The organism is Runella sp. SP2 (genome assembly GCF_003711225.1).
In the GTDB taxonomy this organism is placed as follows: Bacteria; Bacteroidota; Bacteroidia; order Cytophagales; family Spirosomataceae; genus Runella.
In genome coordinates this window covers 7,243,064-7,263,503 of the sequence record NZ_CP031030.1, presented here as the reverse complement: position 1 = coordinate 7,263,503, position 20,440 = coordinate 7,243,064, and the positions used below count along the sequence as shown (strand labels likewise).

13 protein-coding genes are annotated in these 20,440 nt (G+C 45.9%); 3 read left to right on the top strand and 10 right to left on the bottom strand.

Annotated features, from left to right (window positions below):
* Positions 1–40: 40 nt before the first annotated feature.
* A complete protein-coding gene (locus DTQ70_RS29230) occupies positions 41–1,147 on the bottom strand; it encodes a Gfo/Idh/MocA family protein (RefSeq protein ID WP_122934084.1) in 1,107 nt (368 codons plus the stop codon).
* Between the two features lie 167 nt (positions 1,148–1,314).
* Between DTQ70_RS29230 and DTQ70_RS29225 the strand changes: the two genes are divergently transcribed.
* The gene (locus DTQ70_RS29225) at positions 1,315–3,843 is read left to right on the top strand and encodes a M14 family metallopeptidase (RefSeq protein ID WP_122934083.1); all 2,529 of its coding nucleotides are present in this window, start codon (positions 1,315–1,317) and stop codon (positions 3,841–3,843) included.
* Between the two features lie 80 nt (positions 3,844–3,923).
* On the opposite strand, the gene dapA is transcribed toward DTQ70_RS29225, so the two are convergent.
* The 9 genes from dapA to DTQ70_RS29175 form a co-directional block, all read right to left on the bottom strand.
* Positions 3,924–4,808 carry a 4-hydroxy-tetrahydrodipicolinate synthase gene (gene dapA, locus DTQ70_RS29220; RefSeq protein WP_122934082.1) on the bottom strand — a complete coding sequence of 295 codons (885 nt, stop codon included), beginning with the start codon at positions 4,806–4,808 and terminating at the stop codon, positions 3,924–3,926.
* An 84-nt stretch (positions 4,809–4,892) separates the two neighbouring features.
* Positions 4,893–6,158, bottom strand: coding sequence for an aspartate aminotransferase family protein (locus DTQ70_RS29215; protein ID WP_122934613.1), 1,266 nt, complete (start codon positions 6,156–6,158; stop codon positions 4,893–4,895).
* A gap of 119 nt (positions 6,159–6,277) precedes the next feature.
* On the bottom strand, positions 6,278–7,594 hold the full coding sequence (locus tag DTQ70_RS29210; RefSeq protein ID WP_122934081.1) for a RagB/SusD family nutrient uptake outer membrane protein: 1,317 nt from the start codon (positions 7,592–7,594) through the stop codon (positions 6,278–6,280).
* Between the two features lie 27 nt (positions 7,595–7,621).
* Positions 7,622–10,699, bottom strand: coding sequence for a TonB-dependent receptor (locus DTQ70_RS29205; protein ID WP_122934080.1), 3,078 nt, complete (start codon positions 10,697–10,699; stop codon positions 7,622–7,624).
* Between the two features lie 353 nt (positions 10,700–11,052).
* A complete protein-coding gene (locus DTQ70_RS29200) occupies positions 11,053–12,252 on the bottom strand; it encodes a hypothetical protein (RefSeq protein WP_122934079.1) in 1,200 nt (399 codons plus the stop codon).
* Positions 12,253–12,509: 257 nt separating this feature from the next.
* A complete protein-coding gene (locus DTQ70_RS29190) occupies positions 12,510–12,719 on the bottom strand; it encodes a type II toxin-antitoxin system HicB family antitoxin (RefSeq protein ID WP_122934078.1) in 210 nt (69 codons plus the stop codon).
* Positions 12,720–12,793: 74 nt separating this feature from the next.
* Positions 12,794–13,663, bottom strand: coding sequence for a type 1 glutamine amidotransferase (locus tag DTQ70_RS29185; RefSeq protein ID WP_122934077.1), 870 nt, complete (start codon positions 13,661–13,663; stop codon positions 12,794–12,796).
* A 209-nt stretch (positions 13,664–13,872) separates the two neighbouring features.
* Entirely contained in the window at positions 13,873–15,015 is a 1,143-nt protein-coding gene (locus tag DTQ70_RS29180; protein WP_122934076.1) for a Gfo/Idh/MocA family protein, read from the bottom strand.
* Positions 15,016–15,045: 30 nt separating this feature from the next.
* Entirely contained in the window at positions 15,046–16,686 is a 1,641-nt protein-coding gene (locus tag DTQ70_RS29175; protein ID WP_122934075.1) for a sulfatase-like hydrolase/transferase, read from the bottom strand.
* 170 nt (positions 16,687–16,856) lie between these two features.
* Between DTQ70_RS29175 and DTQ70_RS29170 the strand changes: the two genes are divergently transcribed.
* Together DTQ70_RS29170 and DTQ70_RS29165 are read left to right on the top strand one after the other, a co-directional pair.
* Positions 16,857–19,646 carry a putative LPS assembly protein LptD gene (locus DTQ70_RS29170; protein WP_206019613.1) on the top strand — a complete coding sequence of 930 codons (2,790 nt, stop codon included), beginning with the start codon at positions 16,857–16,859 and terminating at the stop codon, positions 19,644–19,646.
* A 244-nt stretch (positions 19,647–19,890) separates the two neighbouring features.
* A complete protein-coding gene (locus DTQ70_RS29165) occupies positions 19,891–20,439 on the top strand; it encodes a nucleotide exchange factor GrpE (RefSeq protein WP_122934074.1) in 549 nt (182 codons plus the stop codon).
* Position 20,440: the final 1 nt, after the last annotated feature.

Here is a 20,440-nt window from a genome sequence, read left to right as displayed (position 1 = left end):
TAGCGGTCTGACTATCGTCTGACCGAAATCAACTAGTACACTAAACCACCGACACCTTTTTCCCCCCAGCTGCAATAGACTTATAAACCGCCTCAATCACTTTCATGTCTTTTAGTCCTTCTTCGCCCGTCATGTTAGGATCGGGTTTTCCGTTGAGAATACAATCGGCTAAGCCGTCCATTTGCCATGTTTGGTGCATTTTGGTGGTGTCCCAGCTCATTTCGCCGCGATTAGTACGCCCTTTGATAGGGCCATACCCAAACGCAGGACCAAGTTCGACGTAGCCTTTTTCGCCAATCACATAAAGCCGTTCTAAGTTGTTGAAATTATAGGTTGTTACGCACGACGCAATCGCCCCACTTGGGAAGCCCATTTGCCAAGTGATGGTTTCGTCAACCTCCTTGAATTTAACAGGGTCGGTTTTAGTTTCTTCCGCCGACACCCAAATCGGTTCTTCTCCCGTGGCGTAACGCGCGCCGTTGATGCAGTAAATACCCACGTCCATCATGGCTCCTCCACCCGCTAAGGCTTTTTTGAGACGCCATTGTTTTGGATCACCAATTTTGAAACCATCGTAGGTATTTACGTGTAAAATTTTCCCTAATTCGCCCGATTTCCGCAAGCGAATCAGTTCACGGGTATAGGGTTCAAAGTGTAAACGATACCCAATGTAGAGTTTGACGTTCGCTTTTTTGCAGGCGGCAATCATTTCTTCGGCCTCTTTGACCGTTACCGACATTGGTTTTTCACAAATCACGTGCTTCCCCATTTTGGCCGCCCGAATCACGTATTCGTGGTGCATAGAGTTGGGAAGTGTTATATACACCGCGTCGATGGCGGGGTTATCTTTGATTTGTTCAAAATTTTGGTAACTGTAAAAATTGGCTTTGTCCAGCCCAAACTTGGTGCTCCAAGTATCAATTTTAGAAGGGGTTCCTGTGACACCCCCTATGAGTTTTGCCAACTTACAATCTTTCATGGCCGTAGCCACGCGGTCGGCGTAGCTCCCCAATCCTACCAAAGCCACGCCAAGTTGCTTGCCGTCGGCAGGTAAAGCGTGTGCTTGTTCGTGAAAAGTAGTAGTAGCCAATGATAACGTAAGGGCAGACCCGCCCACTTGGCGAAGGAAATCGCGACGAGAGTTCATAAAAAGAGCTTGGATTAGTTTTCATTAAAAGCAGCTACATCGCTTTTTCTTTCGGGCTTGTCCAATAAATTTACGGTATCTTTAAAGTTTGCTTATTTTTGGCCATTCATTTTAATTGTTGTACCAAACTAAGCATTTGTTACAACTCATTTCAACTAAAAACCTCCATGAGAAAACCCTTATTGTATTTAGCGGGCTTACTTTTGAGCTTACAGTCTCTGGCCCAGCTTCAATCACCTACGCAGTTCTTTGGTTTTGCGCCAGGGGAACAAATGGTCCCTACCCACCGTCTTTATCAGTATGCTACGCACGTATCGCAGCAAGTGCCTGCCAAAGTAAAATTGATGTCGTACGGACAAACATTTGAAAAACGCCCACTGATGATGGTCGTAGTGAGTTCGGAAGAAAACATTAAAAACTTAGACCAGATCCGTACCGATAACCTCAAAAGCATCGGTTTGATGAGCGGTCAACCGACCAGCAAAACGCGCCCTGCGATTGTGTGGATGAGTTACAACGTACACGGAAACGAAGTAACCAATTCAGCCGCATTTCCCAAAGTACTGCACGAACTGTTGGCGGGTGGAGCAGTAGCCGACAAGATTCTAAAAAATACCGTGGTTATTTTAGCCCCTTGCCTTAACCCCGACGGCCACGACCGCTACGTCAACTGGTACAACCAAAAAGTGGGGGTGACCGCCAATGCTAACACCTCCGCTTGGGAACACGGCGAGCCTTGGCCAGGAGGACGTTGGAACCACTACTTGTTTGACCCCAACCGCGACTGGGCGTGGCAAACCCAAGAGATTATGCAACAACTCGTGGCTGCTTTTCAACAATGGATGCCACAAGTACACGGCGATTTCCACGAAATGGGTCCCAACAGCCCCTACTATTTTGCACCATCAGCCAAGCCTTACCACGAAGACATCACACCGTGGCAACGTGAAATGCAGGATGTGGTAGGTACATACAACAAACGCTACTTTGACCGCAACAACTGGCTCTACTATACACGCGAGCGTTTCGACTTGTTTTACCCAAGTTATGGTGATACTTGGCCTACTTACAACGGTGCAATTGCGATGACCTACGAGCAAGGTGGTGGCGGCATCGCTGGATTGGCCTACGAACGCCCTGATGAAGGAGATACCCTTCGCCTTACCCACCGCGTGGCGCACGTATCGGCGGCGAGTATTGCCACCATGGAAGCCATCGCTGACCGTTCGGGCAAAGTAGTAGAAGAGTTTGTGAAATTCTACGACCGTAACCAAAATAGTCCCATTGGCATTTATAAATCGTACGTTGTAAAAACAGCAGGCGACGAAGGCCGCGTAAAAGCGTTGAAAACATTGTTGGATAAAAACCAAATCCGCTACGGATACGCCAACGACAGCCGTGCATTGACTGGCTACAACTATTTGACCCAGAAAGACGAACCTTTTAAAACTGAAGCGGGCGACTTGGTCATCAGTGCTTACCAACCCAAGTCGAATCTATTGAAGATTTTGTTCGAAATCAAGCCGATGCTTGAGGATTCAATCACTTACGATATTACGTCTTGGTGCGTACCGTTGGCGTACGGTGCCAAAACATACGGCGTAAAAGAGCGGCTCACGCCTAACCCACAAGCACCCGCCAGCAGCCCACAACCTGCCATTAGTGGAAAACCTTACGCATATATTGTATCGTGGAAATCGGCGGAAGATGCCAAGTTTTTAGCCGCCATTTCAAAACAAAAAGTACGGGTTCGGGCAGCAGAAAAAACGTTTGACATGGGCGGTAAAACCTACGCCGCAGGTACACTCATTATTACCCGTGCAGGAAACGAAGGGCTAGGTGATTCGTTCGACAAGATTGTACAAGCCGAAGCCGCTAATTTTGGGGTAGCACTCAGCGCCACTGAAAGCGGTGCGGCCTCTAAAGGCTCTGACTTTGGCTCTGACTATGTCTATAATCTCAAAACAACGCCACGGGTTGGGCTTCTAGCAGGTGAGGGTACTACAGCGACCAACGTAGGCGAAATTTGGCATTTCTTCGACCAAGAACTCAGTTACCCGCTGACACTCATCGACCCTAATAGCCGTTTTGGAGCAGGGATTCCGTTTGCAAAATTGGACGTATTGATTGTCCCATCGGGTTTTGGTTCACTTATTCGAGAAAGTCAATTCCCTGCCTTGCGCGAATGGCTCCGCAGCGGTGGTCGTTTGATTTTGTTGGAAAATGCTACTGGGCTTTTGGCCGATAAAGAAGGTTTTGGCTTGAAAAACAAAAAAGACGACAGCAAGAAGTCAGACAAAAAGAACGATGACGATAACCTGAAAGCGTTTGCCAACCGCGAGCGCGAGTCGGTGTCAGACGAATCTCCAGGAAGTATCTATAAAATCAAATTGGACAATTCGCACCCATTGGCATTTGGATTTCCTGACCACTATTTTGCCCTTGTCAACAACGTTTATAACTATGAATTCTTGAAAAATGGCTGGAACGTTGGTTATTTAAAAAGCGAAAAAGAGGGCTACGTAGCTGGTTTTACGGGTAAAAACGTGAAGGAAAAACTCCCTAACTCTCTTTTCCTTGGTGTAGAAGAAGTAGGCCGTGGTAAAATAGTTTACATCGCTAACAACCCACTTTTCCGTGGTTTTTGGTACAACGGTAAGTTGTTGTTCTCCAACGCGGTGTTTATGTTGCCGTAGTGGTTTTCACCAAAAAACAAACGAAAAGAGGCTGTCTCACAATGACAGCCTCTTTTCGTTTATCAAAAAATACTTATTTACTACAACAACCCTTCGCGGGTCATAATAGCCGTAAGTTGTACACCAAGTTCATCCGAAGCTTTCACCAGGGGTAAACGCACTTCGCTGCTGCATATACCTTTGATTTCGAGGCACTTTTTGATGCCTACAGGATTTGATTCTGCATACAACGGGCCGTCCATATCCAAGAAACGATACTGAATTGCGGCGGCTTCGTCGGGGCGATTTTCGAGGGCGTGCCACGTCATTTCGGTAAATTCTTTCGGGAAAGCGTTGGCAATCACCGAAATAACCCCTTTCCAACCAATACTAATCATGGGTGAAACGTGGTTATCATCTCCCGAAATCAGCAAAAAGTCGCTTGGGCACAGTTTAGCCAATTCCATGTATTGGTCAAAATTGGCACACGCATCTTTGATACCAATGATATTAGGATGTTTGGCAAGTTCTACAATGGTTTCTATTTTCATGTTTACCACCGTACGTCCTGGTACGTTATACAACAACACAGGCACAGGACTCGCGTCGGCAATGGCCGTAAAGTGAGCAATCAAACCACGCTGTGAAGGCTTGTTGTAGTAAGGACATACCGACAAAATAACATCTACACCCGAAAGGTCGGTTTGTTTCAACGTTTCCAGCACAGCACGGGTGTTGTTGCCACCTAAACCATATACAATTGGGAGTTTTTTGGAATTATTGTCTTGAACAAACTTCAACAAATCGAGCTTCTCCTGAGCAGTAGTGGTGGAGGTTTCGCCCGTTGTACCTTGAACAACAAGGTAATTTACACCGCCTTCGCTTACAAAATCAATGAGTTTTTTGAGCGCCGTGTAATCAATATCGTGGTTGGTGTCGAAGGGGGTAACTAAAGCCACGCCCACTCCTAAAAATCGGGTATCCATTTGATTTGTGGTACGGACAACTTGCCCGTCAATATATACTGGTAGATGATTGGTAGATTGAGGCCACAAAGGTATTAAAATTTGTCAATCTATTGCTTCTAAAATGATATTACACGCTTCCCTAATTTGGGCCTCCGTGATGACAAGCGGCGGGGCAATTCGCATGGAGTTATCGCAAAACAAAAACCAATCGGTGATTACTCCCGTGCCCTGTTTTGCCCGCAATATCGCGCGGTCAATGATGGGTTTTAGTACTTCAAACGACTCAAACTCGACCGCCAACATCAGTCCTTTCCCCCGAATTTCTTTGATGGAAGGATGCTGTAACAACTCGCGAATAAGCTGCCCTTTAGCGACAGCACTTTCAGCAAGCCCTTCTGAATGAATCACTTCTAACGTAGCCAACGAAGAGGCACAACTCACAGGATGTCCACCAAAGGTAGTGATATGGCCTAAAATAGGATTATTTTTAAAAACAGCCATGATGCTTTTGGACGAAATAAACGCCCCAATGGGCATTCCGCCACCCATACCTTTGGCACACAACAAAATATCGGGTACGACCCCAAATTGCTCAAACGCCCAGAAGGTGCCCGTTCGCCCAAAGCCCGTCTGAATTTCATCATAGACCAACAAGGTACCCGTTTCGGTACAACGCGCGCGCAAGGCTTGGTGGTACGCAACGTCGGGAACTCGCACGCCCGCTTCGCCCGAAATCACTTCGATGATGATGGCGGCCGTTCGGGTAGTAATTAGGGCAAGGTCTTCCAATACGCCAAAACGAATGTGACGGACGTCGGGGAGTAAGGGACGAAAATTACGTTTGAAAAACTCAGCCCCCGCCAAACTCAACGCGCCTTGCGTACTGCCGTGGTAGGCATTGAAACAAGATATGATTTCGCTGCGCCCTGTAAAGCGCTTGGCGAGTTTCATGGCTCCTTCGACTGCTTCCGCGCCTGAGTTGGTGAAATAGACGTTGTCTAACCCCTCCCCAACCCTCCCCTGTAAGGGAGGGAGATTGAATAGCTCCCCTTCCTCGCAGGGGACGGGCAAGGGGTGGGGTCTTAAAGTTCCAACCAACGCCTCAGCCAACTTCACTTGGGGCGTTTCGATGTATTCCCCGTACACCATCAGGTGCATATATTTATCGAGCTGCTGGTGAATGGCTTTCAGCACGTGGGGATGTCGGTGGCCTACGTTGCTAACACCAATCCCCGAAATCATATCAACGTATTTTTCGCCGTTGGTTCCGTGAAGATAAATTCCCTCGGCACGGTCGATGTCGAGTGCGAGCGGAAAATCAGACGTTTGGGCGAGGTAATTATAAAAAAGCTCGTGACGATTCGTCATACTATTCAAAACAATGGTATCAAAAAGCGATTTACGAATAAAATAAACACGTCGCACAAATTAATATGCGACGTGTCTGAACTACTCTTCAAATTGTTGATAAAGAAACTCCCAAGTGATTAATAACCTGGGTTTTGCACTAATTTTTTGTTGGTATCTATTTCACGTTGTGGAATCGGAAGAACCAAGTTATTGGCACTAAAAACCGTTGTTCCTACCGTTCCTTTGGTACGCTTGATGTCGTGAATTTGTTGACCTTCAAACGCTAATTCCAATTTACGTTCTTTCAGGATAGCGGCTAGAGTAAGTGACTCAAGTGGTGCCAAACCTGCGCGAGCACGGATCATGTTGATATCTGCCAAAGGCGTTGCTCCTACAGTCGTTCCTAAGCGGAAATTTGTTTCTGCACGGATAAGGTACATTTCTGCTAAACGAAGCACGGGTACATCGCCAAAACGGTCGTTGAATTTGCTAGTAAAAGTACGCGTTCCGTTGTTACTAGTGTCAAAAAACTTCCCACGCACATCACCTGCTTCGTACAATGCCAAGTGTTTTGTTTGAACACGAATATCGCCACGCCCTTGGTTCAAAGCAGAAGCATAATACGTATTCATGTCGTTAGCACCATCCTGATCGGTTACTACGATGCTGAAAATGCTCTCGGCATTGTCGTCAACAAAGGCATTGGCAAAATCAGTTTCAAGTTCAAATAACCCAGATGCAATAACGCGGTTGGCCGCATCACGCGCAGAGGCATTGTTCCCTTGCATCAAATAGACCCGTGCCAAAAGGGCAATAGCAGGCGGGTATTTGGCCAATTGCTCCGACTTTGTCAAATCGTCAATGATTTGGGCATACACTTCTGCGACGCTGTTACGCGCTTTGTAATCTTCGTCAGTCACCGAACGAGTAGGGTTCAATACCAACGGTACGCCTAAATTGGCCGCATTATCGCCGTCACCCCAAGCTTTTGCATACAAGCGTACGAGTTCAAAATAAATCGCCGCCCGAATGAAACGAGCTTGCGCTTCAACGGGACCTCGGTTAGCAGTGCTTACTTTGTCGAGGGCACTCAACACGTTATTGGCACGGTTAATCGCAGCATACGAGTTGTTCCAAGTGAGCGTAGTCTGGGCGTTTCCAGGGGTAATTGTTTTACGCCAAAGCTCGTCTAAAGTAGTAAATGTTCCACCGAAAATCACTTCGCGGTCATCACCAAGAAGGTCGCCCGTATATTGGAATGCGCCACCATACACATTTATGCTACTCATTCCGTCGTACGCCCCAACGAGGGTTACGTTTACGTCTTGTTCGGTTGCCAAGGCCGTCGATTCGTCGATACTTTGAGTCGGCTGTACATCGAGTCGGTTGGCACAGGCAGCGCTCAAGAGCATTACTGAGCCTGCAAGTACAAAAGATTTAATGGATGTATTCATTGTGTGAAAAATCAAAGTGTTGAAAAATTAAAAACCAATGTTGATACCTCCCGTAATGGTTTTCGCTTGAGGTGCTGTGTAGAAGTCATAGCCTTGCGCAATGTTGGTTACGATGTCGTCGGCATTTACTTCTGGATCCCAACCTGTGTATTTCGTGAAGGTCAACAAGTTCTGACCCGTCAAGAACAAACGTACACTGTTGATTTTGGCTTTGTTCAACAATGATTTTGGCAAACTGTATGAAAGTGTCACGTTACGCAAACGAACAAACGAACCATCCTGGATAAAACGGCTTGATGGTTGCGCACCGTTGTTGAAGAACAAACGTGCTTCTGGGAATTTTGCGTTTGGATTTTCTTTGGTCCAAGAATCCAGCTGGTCTGCCGTTTGGTTATCTTCAAAACGAGCATTGGCTGAAGAGAAACGTCCTACACCGTAGAAATTGAGTTTGTTACCAAACACACCATTGAAGAAGATACTCAAGTCAAATCCTTTGTAGCTAAACGTGTTTGTCAAACCACCAAGGAGTTTAGGTTGTGGGTTTCCTACGACAACGCGTTGTGCTTGGTTATAGACGTTTGTTGTACTGCGGTCGATTGTACCATCGGTATTTGTCACATTTTTATACCAAAGGGCGTCTCCGTTGGCAGGATCTACGCCCGCATATTCGGCGGTAAAAAATGTCCCGAGTGGTTGTCCTTCTACGGCGCGGCTCATGTTGTTAAGACCCGCTTCGATAATTTGACCTTGCAAATCGGTGATTTTGTTGCGGTTAGCAGCCAAATTGATGCTTGTTTTCCACTTAAATGCCCCTACCAAGTTGTCGGTATTTAATACAAATTCTACTCCTTTATTTTCCAAGCGACCTACGTTTTTCACTTGGGTTGTAAAACCAGTCGTACCTGGTACGTTTACGTTCAACAAAAGCCCTGAAGTTTGTTTGTTGTAGTAGTCAATTTCCCCACTGATGCGGTTATTGAGGATACCAAAGTCGATACCAATGTCAACTTGGTCTGAAGTTTCCCATTTCAAATCGGGGTTAGCCAACTGCGAAGGGCGTTGGCCTGGCAAACCTGCATAAGCGGCATCGCCCGTGTATAGTCCAAGTTGTGGGAAGTTTCCGATTTCGGCGTTACCTGTACGTCCGTAACTCGCACGAACTTTCAAGAAACTAATAACAGCATTGTTTTGCAAGAAGCTTTCTTCCGAAAGTACCCAACCCGCCGAAACCGCAGGGAAGAATCCGTAGCGGCTGTCGCGTCCGAAACGTGACGATCCGTCGATGCGTGCGCTCAATCCTAACAGGTAACGGTCGTTGAATTTGTAGTTGGCACGGGCAAAATAAGACAAGAAACGGAAATTGGTTTCGGTAGAAGTACCCGCTGTTTTACGGGCCGCACTCGCAATCATACGATACGCATCCGAAGGGAAATCTTGGCCTTGGGTAAGGGCAAACTTCTCTTGTGATTGCTGATACGACATCCCCAATGTACCATCAATGGTATGTTTTCCGAAACTGTTGTTATACGTAAAGTAATTGTTGGTGTTGTAGTTTTCAACCCGGGTAAAGGCATTTTCGCCTAAACCATTTGGTGCACCGAAATTACGTTGTGTTTTACTATTGTAGTAAGACTCTTCTTGTTGATTCAATACGTCCACCCCTAGTTCAGAACGGAAATTCAGTCCTTTTACAATCATCAACTGGCCATATATGCTGCTAATACTGCGGCTAACAGTTGTATTGTAGTAGGCATTACCGATATTGATAAGTGGATTATAATACACAGGAATCGAAATATCACCTGGAGGCGTTCCTACTGGAAGACCCGTTTCTGGGTCGTTTTGTGGCGTCATTGGAGGCAAAGCTACCATCTGAATCGGGTTGTCAAACTGACGGTCGCCCGACAAACGATTGTTCAACGTACGGGCCATGCTCATGTTGATTCCCATGCGGAAACGATCAGATACTTTTTGGTCGAGGTTGATACGACCCGACATACGGTTGAGGGCGTTACCAATCAAAATCCCTTTTTGGTCAAGCAACTGCCCTGACACAAAGAACGAAGTCTTGTCATTTCCTCCGCTGATATTTAAGTCATACTGGCTCATTGGCGCTTTTTGGTACGCCAATCCACCCCAATCGGTGTCAGCTTGGTTAGCAGTGCCAAATGTTCCTAGACTTTGTGTTTGGAAGAAATCTTCCATATAAGTTGTGTAAGAATCAGCGGCTTTAGGGTCAATACCGTCGATACGATCCGAGTTAGCAGCCGCTTGGCGGTATAGTTTCAAATACTGTTCCGTATTCAAAAACTTCACCTGCTTGGTTGGCTTACTTGAACCAAATTGATAACCGAAGTTGATGTTTGTCCGTCCCGACTTACCACGTTTGGTGGTGATAAGTACAACGCCATTGGCCGCGCGCGAACCATAAATGGCTGCCGCAGAGGCATCTTTCAATACTTCAATTGACTCAATGTCTTGCGGGTTGATGTCCGCCAATGGGTTAGTAGCACCACCGTTGTTACTCAAGTTTTGGGTCGTTACTGGAATTCCATCCAATACATACAAAGGCTGGTTAGAAGCCGATACCGACGAGTTACCACGTACCCGTACCTGAATCGCTTGCCCTAGCTTCGACGAACCTGCCGTTACCTGTACTCCAGCGGCCTTTCCTTGAATGGCTTGGTCGAAGGTATTAACAGGCATGTCTTGGATATCAGCAGGGCGAATTTTGGCGATGTTTCCTGTCAACTCACGCTTGATTTGTGAGCCGTATCCTGTTACAACGACTTCGCTCAAACTTCTTGTTTCAGGTTTTAGCTGAACGTTGATTTCTGAGCGGCCGTTTACTTTTTCTTCCAAAACGGTGAATCCCACGAAACTGAAAACCAACGTTGCATTGTCAGGAACGGCCAACCGATAGTTTCCTTCAGCGTCAGAGTTAGTCCCTTTGGTTGTGCCTTTCACGGCAACAGCAACGCCAGGTATTCCTACCCCATCTTCTGCCGAGGTAACTTTTCCTGTCACCACCTTGTCTTGCGCTCTTGCCAGAAGAACCGACAAGCACATAGCCACTAATAGGCTTACACGTAAAATGTGTCTCATACAGTTTAGTTTGTTAGAGTTAATAAATAAAAAAAGTACCAAATCAGAACCTTGTTCCAATCGAATTCTTTAAACAATACTTTGGATACGATAAAAATTACACAAAGGAGGCGTTGTTAGACCAAAATGGACTAAAAAAACGACACGAAAGTACGATGAGATTGTCTGAGAAGTTTATACTTAACAAATCATCCACTGACAGGAAATAGTCCTGCTTAGTTTTCTTGGCCAGTTTTGGCATACAATACTCTTTTGTGTGGAAAACGACTATTTGGTAACACAAACATAACGCACAATTACCGAAAAGTCAAAGCTTTACCGTGTCAAAAGTTAGTTGTACTTAGCAGATATACTTAGTCAGGTTCGTAAAAACAGGTGCTCCCTCCTACCCACGTAAAGTCTTTGTTGAAGCGAACGCCGATCATTTCACCACGGCTCAAGCGGCTCAAGCTTGTGAGCAACTGCGGGCGCGGGGCATTGTCTTCCCACACATAAAGCATCCGAATCTCACATTTCACTAGTCCATCCAAGGCTTGAATAATAGGTTCATAAGCCACTTTTCGTTGTAAAATCCAATTTTCAGGGTCGGTAATGGACGTCAGGTCTTCGGGAGACACGTGGATTTTTACGCCACTTCCCGCAAATGAGAACAGAGGTTTAAGGACGTAATTTTCTAAATCAGCAGGAAATTGCCCAGCGTATTCGCTCACGAAGCGGGTGTCGGGTACGTAGGGAGATTTGAGAAATGGAAGTGTATATTTACTAATACGAAAAAACCAGTTGGGATGCCCTACCCAAGTCACGTCCACATCATCCGTAAGGCTAAACGCTGTTTGAAGGTCAGGAAAATTACCCAAATCATCAAAAATCAGTCGGTTATAAATGCGTTTGATTTTGATTTCGCGGCCGTCTTTTTCATAAAATAGCTCACGTCCATGCTTTTTGATTTTTGTGTAACAAACTGCTTTTACCCCCAAAAATGCTTCCGTCACGGCAAAGTCGATGCGGGTTTTTTGTTGTTCTGGATAAATTTCCAGCAAAATGACATTTTCGGGATTTTCGTGGCCAACAATCACTTCTTTCAACTTGGCAATGTACTCAGCTTGTGTACGCACCCCGCTAAAATAATTGCTAAAATCGGCAGGAATAGGGAAATAATCGCGAAATTTCTCGGTGACGTAACTTTGAAACCCAAAAACAGACGGAAAGCCCTGTAATTCTATCAGTTGAGGCGTAAGTTCTCCGTTGGCATCTTTACAAATGGCAAAATCAATGGCCAAAAATGAGCTATGATTATTTTCGTTTGGTACGTTTTGGTCAGCAGGAATGGCGGGTTGAGTTTGGGTTTTGAACTCGCTTCCTACAATCACATCCACAAACGATTCACAGGCTTCAATGAGTTTATTTTTCAGGGATTTTGGCACAAAAACGGGCGTTTCTGCCACCCTAAATTCGAGTTGATTGGGCCAATCGGCGTGAATGCCCGCAACAAATTCGTTATATTTTTCCTCGCTGAAAGCTGCGTTGTACGTTTGTCGAAGTTGTGTAATCATAGGAACTAAGAGGTTTACCCAAACAAAATAGCCAAAAGTTCTTCTTTCGAAAGTTTAAAATGCAACGCAACTGAGTTTAAGATTGCATTCAATGTGCCTATTTTTAAGGGAGAATGATGAGGGATTGTTTCTTGATGAATACCGTTTTGTTGTGTTCTAATCCGAATATGGCTCCCAGTTTATCGTACGACTTCATATCCTAGTTTTCTCAACTGTTTTATTAGCTGTTCACCTGTTATATCTCTGGGAGTCTTCATTTAAATTGCAAAAACTTCATCTTTTACGAAGTGAAGACGAATGATCTTAGGTTTAGCCTCGTGAGAATCGAAATGGCATTCGATGGCATCTTTAATCATCTCTTTAAGTTCCTCCACGGTATCTCCCTGAGTAAAAATAGCTTCACCCAATGCGCGGGCTGTATATCCACCCTCAACATCTTCTTCGACGATAAAAATAAGCTCTTGCATCTCGTTTGAAGTTCGATAATCAACCAAAAATAATCAACAAATCAATTTCTCCAAATAAAACTTCATTCGACACGCTACATTCTGACCTCGACATTCATCTCACTTTGCATGCTAACTACGACATTCGCACTGAGTTGTTCGGCTGCTTTTTGGAGAAAAGTTGGAATGATAGATGCTTCGGTAAGCATAATTTTGTCGGGATCTTGGAGGTGAGCAACCATGTCGTTGTATTTTTCTTCCCCGTGGTTTTTGATGATTCCTTCGCGTTTTTCGTCTTTTTGGAAGTGACGAAGCATCCCTTCGGCGTCGGCTTCGGGGTGGAACTGCGTCCCAAATACTTCACGAGAAAAGCGTACTGCCATCACTGCTCTTTCCAAATGCGCCACGTGCGGACGTTCTTTTTCGATGCACAATATTTTGGCACCAATCCGCTCTAAATGATGATGATTAGGCTCAATCACCTGAAAGTCCCGTGAATCAACAGCATAAAATGGGTCAGGCAAATTTTTAAATAAGAGCTCATTTTGGCCGCTGCGCGTTTTGGTCATTGGAAAAATCCCAAAAGAAGTCGAACGACGTTTACAAACCAATCCAACGCCCCAGTGCAAACACGCCATTTGGAAGGAGTGACAAATCAAAAAGAGGTGTTTTTTGCGGGGATGATGCGGTTGGCGGTTGTATTGCCAAAGTTGGTCAAGGAGCAAAAAGAAAGGTTTTTCCCACGGCTCGCCCACGGGTTGAGGATTGCCTGGCCCGCCCGATGAAATAAAAATATCAAAACTCAAATCAGGCACTTCGCATTTTTGGCGCACATCAAATACCTCATAGGTAGCCGCCATTCCTTCTTGATTCACAAAGTGCTCTGTGATGGCTTTGATACAACGCATTCCTTCGTTGGCATACCCATCGTACATGTCCAAAATGGCAATCTTTAGTGGCTCCATTGTAATTTCTCTCTATTAGCTTAATAAAAAAATCGTACTGCCATTGACTTCAAGCTCCTGAAAAAGAGACATAAAGGTCAGTGGCGGTACGATGTAAAAATACTATTTTCTCCGCAAAGTTACGGAAATATTAATTCAACAGTTTGAAAATGTGGTAATTTGAAAATGAGGAAATTGTCGAATTAGCTAATTTTCAAATTAATCAGCGGCTACACAGTTACCCAGCGGCGCTCACGGCTACTTTCTACGATTTTGTCGCAGAGGCGAAGTTCACGCAAGCCGTCGGCAAACGTTGGATACGTTGGATTGGCTGGTTTTCCGTTGCGGATGGCTGCATATACTTCTTTAAACAACTGCTTCGATGTATCGGGGAAGCCTTCGTTGTGGCCACCTGGGAAAGTCATCAAAGCACGTGCTTCTTCGTGGGCAAGGGCAGGGTCGCGCAACAATACTTGGTTGGCTACTTCACGACGCCCCATCCATACTTCGTTAGGGGTTTCTGAGCACCAGTTGAAGGTTTGGTTTGCACCGCTGATTTCGAGCGTACAGCGGTTTTTGCGCCCTGCCGATACCTGACTTACAGTAGCGACGCCCGTGTTTCCGTTGTCGAAACGGTACAAAATCGAGGCAAAATCTTCGGTAGTGATAGGTACTTCTTCGTAGTCAGAGGCTTGCAACAACTTGCCTGAGTAAGTGGCGATGGCCTTCTTAGGTTTCATACGCGTTTTGTGAACCGTATTAAAATCTGCCATTACTTCGGTGATGTGAAGACCTGTGATGTATTCGATGAGGTCGAACAAGTGCGAGCCGATGTCAGCAACGGCGCGCGAGTCGCCCGATTGCGAAGGCTCCAAACGCCAGTTGTAGTCGGTCGGTAAGAAAAGCCAGTCTTGCAAATAGCTACCTTGTACCGAATAAATGTCACCGAGTTCGCCTTTTTCACGCATCGTTTTCATCTGACGAATCAATGGGTAGTAGCGAAGATTGAAGTGAACGGCATTAACCAAGCCCAATTTATCGGCCAACTCTACCAATTCTTCGGCTTGAGCCGTGGTGGTAGCAAGTGGTTTTTCGCAAACCACATTTTTACCCGCCAACAACGCTTTTTTGGCTTGCTCGTAGTGGAGGAAGTTAGGCGTACAAATATGAACGCATTCGATAGAGTCGTCGCGAAGGAGGTCATCAAACGAATCGTAAGCGGCTGTGCCGAGCGATTGGGCACGGGCTTGGGCGATTTCGGCCGAAAAATCGGCAATACCTGCTACTTCAACGTCGGGCAAACGCCGTAGAGCTTCGATGTGGGCTGGGCCAATAAAGCCAAGACCTACTACGGCTACTTGAGTTTTTGACATAGTAATAGTGATTTGGGTTTGAACGTGGGTTTATAATTGAGGATAAGTAACAATTCCACTCCGTCGGTAACCAATCCGCTGTGCAATCACGTACAGCGAATCGCCTTTGGATAGCTCTAAAGGGTGGGTATATACCTGCCAACTTGATGCTTTCCAGTGTTTTTTGTACCCAATAGAGGCTCCTTTGGTGGCGCAAGTTAACGTAATTTTAGAAGAATTGACGGAGATAATGGGGATTTGCGTTTGCGGAGGGGTGTCTTTTCCTCCCCACCATCGACCAACCATTTCCATTTCGGGTTCGGCAGCTTTATCACCTACTTGTTGAATCCAACGGTCATAGACGTCCCGCATTTCTTTTAATTTTTGCTGATACTGAGCCATTTCTGCAAGGTTGACAAATTGGTGGGGGTCATTTTGGCAGTCGTACAATTCTTCGGTAGGCTTGCTGGGACTAAACCACCGTAACTGCGTCGCATTGAGCTGACCTGCCTCTTTGAGTTTTAAAATGGATTGCATCGACGGTTGTTGCAATCGGTAGCGAATATTCTGGTAGTATGATTTTTCGGGCATGTAGTTGCGGAGGTACTGATAACGCCCATCGTGTACACTTCGTACGCGGTCGTATTCCGAGTCCATGCGGTCGCGGGCGGCAAATACAAACTTTCGTGGGTTTTTGGCTTTTTGTTGTCCCAAAAATGCCTGCCCTTGCAAATGTTTGGGAATAGGAATGTGCGCCAACGACAGCAGCGTCGGTGCCAAATCAACGAAGCTAATCAGTTGGTTATCTACTTTTCCTCGTTGGTTTTGGGGAACAAACGGATTTTTAACAATAAAAGGAACCCTCAAACCGCGCTGCGTCACTTCGCGCTTGACGTAAGGAAGGCCATCGCCGTGGTCGGAAAAGAAAAACACAATGGTATTGTCGGCAAGGCCATCTTCCCGAAGTTGTTCCAATATTTTTCCTGCTTGTTGGTCCATCACCATGGCGTTCGACAAATGCCGCGCAATATCAAGGCGGACTTCGGGGGTATCGGGGTAATAGGGAGGTACGGTGACATCCTCGGGTTTGACGAGCAAAGGTTCTTTCAACCGCGCCCATACCTGCGACTCATGTGTAGTGGTAAAATTAAAAACGGCAAAAAAAGGCTGGTTTTTATCGGGACGATTACGCCAATGCGCCCGTGTACTACTTTCGTCCCAAGCAGTCGGAGGAGCTTCAAACTGATAATCTTCTTTGGAATTGTTGGTACAATAATAACCCGCCGCTCGTAAGTATTCAGGAAAACATTTGACATAATCAGGAATAACCGCCGAATAACCCTTAAAACCAGGTGGATAGGCGTCGGAAGCCACCGCTGAAGCAGCCAAGGTACGCATGTGTTGGGTACCTATGGATTGTTGATACATCCCCGTAATAATCGCAGAACGGCTAGGGGCGCACACACCCGCAGTAGCAAACGCGTTGGTGTAGCGCGTACCCTCGGCGGCAAGTTGATCAAGCTGAGGGGTTTGAACCAGTTTGCTTCCAAAACTCCCTAGGTGATAACTCATGTCTTCGCACGTAATCCACAAAATATTAGGATGTTTTGGCGGCGGAGCGTTGAAATTCGCTTGCTTAAAGCTTGACAGTAGAAAGGCGATGGCTAGCACCCCCGCAAAGACGTGTTTCATAAAAAATACGAAGTTTAACAGTCTGACGTTTTAAGACTTGGCTCGTCTGATTTTACTGATGAGGGAAGCAAATTGAGGGGAGACAAAAAAGGGCTTTAATAACTTTTAACAAACTTTCGTCCCTTCAAAACGCGGAATGCCGTACTTTTGCAAATAAAGTAGTTGTAAAGTTGTCTCCACGAACACAGAAGAGTATCGCAAGTGCCGCCCATTGGCTGCTATGTTTGGCCCTAATCTTGATGGGCAACTTTGGGTTAATGGCCCAAAGGCTACTTCCTCGTAAACCAACGAATCCCGTTGTAGCTCCCGATTCGCTCCAAAAGCGCTCGGCATCACTTCCTCGCGTTGGAGTTACCATGGCCAATGCCGATAGCACCAAAAAAGATACCCTCCAAGCCGAAAGCGACCTCAAAAGCACGGTGGTCTATAGCGCCAAAGATTCGACCATCATGGATCCTACCGCCCAGGAAGTGCATCTTTACGGACAAGCCAAAGTGACGTATGGAGCCATTGTCCTACAGGCGGATTACATTCGTTTAAACTGGACAACCAACGAGGTTTTTGCCAAAGGAACGTACGATACAACCTCCAAAAAATGGGTTGGAGAACCTATTTTTGAGGACAACGGCGAAAAGTATGACACCAAAGAACTGCGGTATAATTTCAAGACAAGGAAAGGATTTATTAAAGGTATTGTGACCCAACAAGGCGATGGCAATATCCGTGGGACAACGGTAAAGAAAGACGCCGAGGACAATATGTACATTCGTGGGTCGATTTATACAACCTGTAACCTGACCCACCCTCACTTCCACATCGCAGCCAAGAGAATCAAAGTCATTCCCGAAAAACAGGTCATTTCGGGGCCGTTCAATTTAGTAATTGCCGATGTACCTTTGCCCATTGGTTTACCTTTTGGCTTTTTTCCCATTCCTAAGAAAAAAGAAATTGGTACGTCGGGACTCATCATGCCTACCTACGGCGAAGAGCCCAATGGCCGTGGTTACTACCTCCGCGACGGGGGCTATTACTGGGCGATTAGTGACAAAATCAACATGAGCATTACGGGGCAGATTTACTCCCGAGGAAGCTGGGGAATAGGACTAGCCATGCCGTATGCGGTCAAATACCGTTTCAACGGGAACTTTAACCTGCGCTTCAACCGCAACGTGCAAGGAAACGAAATCAAGGTGTTGAACAAACCACGTAATGACTTTAGTCTCAACTGGACACACACACCCGTCACCCGCGGGACGTCGAGTTTTGGTGCTTCGGTCAACATCGGTAGCAATAGCTTTAACCAGTTCAACGAATTTAGCACCCAGCGCTACATCCAAAACGTGGCGGGGTCGTCGGTACAATACAACAAGCAGTTTGGGCAATTTGCGCGGATGGGAGCTAGTATGCGCGTCAATCAGCGTTTCCCCGACCGCTCCAAAGTAGATGCCGACGGAAATCAAATTGACCCAGGGGCGATTGATGCAGGTATTGATTTTAACTTCGGTATCAACCAAATCGCTCCTTTTGCCCTCAAAGGTGGGACGGGTGCGTGGTATGAAAGCTTTCGCTTGGGGATGGATTTCAGCGGAGGGCTAACGGCCAACAACAACATTGTGTATGCTGATACGTCAAGTGCACGCTTGGGATTTGTATGGGCGAATCCTCCTACCAACGTGGTGGGAAGTAGCACAAGTCCCATCACTACTTATGCGTTAAACGCCGAAACTTTCAGTCAGTTTATCAAAAACTCACAGTTTACGGGGCGTTTTTCGATTCCGATTTCTTTACCGAACATTAAACTATTCCGCTACATTAACATCACTCCAGGCATTTCGATGTCGGGTGATGCCTTTACGCAAAAGTTTCAATACAAATACATTAGCGGAAACAAAGTACAAGTGGACACCCTCAAAGGGTTCTATTTTGCCAACAACGTTTCGTTCAGCGCCAGTGTCAATACCCGCCTCTACGGAACATTTTTTATCAAAGGCAAACGCTTGGAGGCCATTCGTCATACCGTGATTCCATCGGCAAGCATTAGTTATGTACCTGACCAGTCGAATTTGTACGAAAAAACGGTGGTTAATGAGCGAGGCGAAGTGCGTTACTTGAATCGTTATCGAACCGTGGGTGGAAACTTAACGACTTCAGGTACCTCAGCCGCCGCAATTTCGTGGAGTTTGAACAACTTATTTGAAGCCAAACTCCGCCCTAAATCCGACTCTACGGGCAAACAGTTTGAGAAAAAATCTATTTTGGACAACTTGAGTTTGAACGGTTCGTATAACCTCATGGCCGACTCGCTCAATATGTCAGATATTAGTTTAGCGGCCAACGCGCAGTTGTTTAAAAACCTGAATTTCAACTTCTCGGCTAGTTTTGACCCCTACGCTTATGTGCAAGACGCGGCTTACGGTACGGTTGGACGTAAAATCAATAAATATTCGGTGATGGCAAACCAAGGGCTGGCCAAGCTGTCGAACATGAACATCGCCTTTTCGACGCGGTTTGCCCCCAAAGGTGCCGATAAGCCTAAAAAAGCCAATACCCCTAATACCGAAGAACAACAACGGATGATTAATGCCAATCCTGCGGCATACGTTGATTTTAACATTCCGTGGACGGTTAATTTTAGTTACAACTTCGGATACACCAAACAAGGCTTGGCCAAAGCAACGACCATTCAGGCCCTGACCATGCAGGGAGACTTTAGCTTGACTCCTAAGTGGAAATTTACGTATTCGACGGGCGTTGACGTTGTAGCCAAAGCACCTTCGATTACCAATATCGGTATCATTCGCGACTTGCACTGCTGGGAAATGTCGTTCAACTGGACACCTTTTGCTGGGTCAGGCTTCCGCGCCAACAACTATAACTTTGAAATCCGCGCCAAATCCGCCCTTTTACGAGACTTGAAACTTTCACGCCGCCGTACCTTCTACGATCAGGGTGGGTTTTAGGTTGGGGGTTTCCTGTTTGAGGTTTTATTTGTTGCGATTTCGAGCGGGTTGTGAGCAACCCTTGGCACACTTGAGGTTTTGCACATTTACATTTTTAAATTTTGCCCTTTCATCTTTGCCGCTTTCAAGCGGGTTGTGAGCAACCCGCTGCACATCTGCCAATCTGTCAGTTTTGGCTACTGTGGCAAAGAAATTTTAGATATTTGTAGTTATAAAAAAGAGCAATAAAGGTATTTTTAAAAATATGACAACCGAGAACGAACCAATCCAAAACGAAGAGATTGTGGCAGAAGAAACTACGCCTACCCAAGAGGCTACAGAAATAGCGCAAGAAACGGAAGTAACCAAAACGGAAAAATTGGAAGCCGAAGTAGCGGAATTGAAAGACAAATATTTGCGTTTATACGCCGACTTTGAGAACTTCCGCCGCCGTACTGCCAAAGAGAAACTCGACCTTATTTCAAATGCCAATGAAGAATTGATGAAGGCGGTGTTGCCAGTCGTTGATGATTTTGAACGCGCGATGGCCTCTTTTGAAACGGTAAGCGAAATTGCCCCGTTGAAAGAAGGTGTTGGGTTGATTTACAACAAGTTCTCCAAAACACTGGAAGCCAAAGGTCTAAAACCAATGACGGCAAAAGGGGAAGTATTTGATGCAGACCTACACGAGTCGATTACGCAGTTCCCTGCCCCTAGCGCAGACTTAAAGGGCAAGGTGATTGATGAAATAGAAAAAGGATATTTCTTGAACGAAAAAGTGATTCGCTACGCAAAAGTGGTAGTGGGTAGTTAAG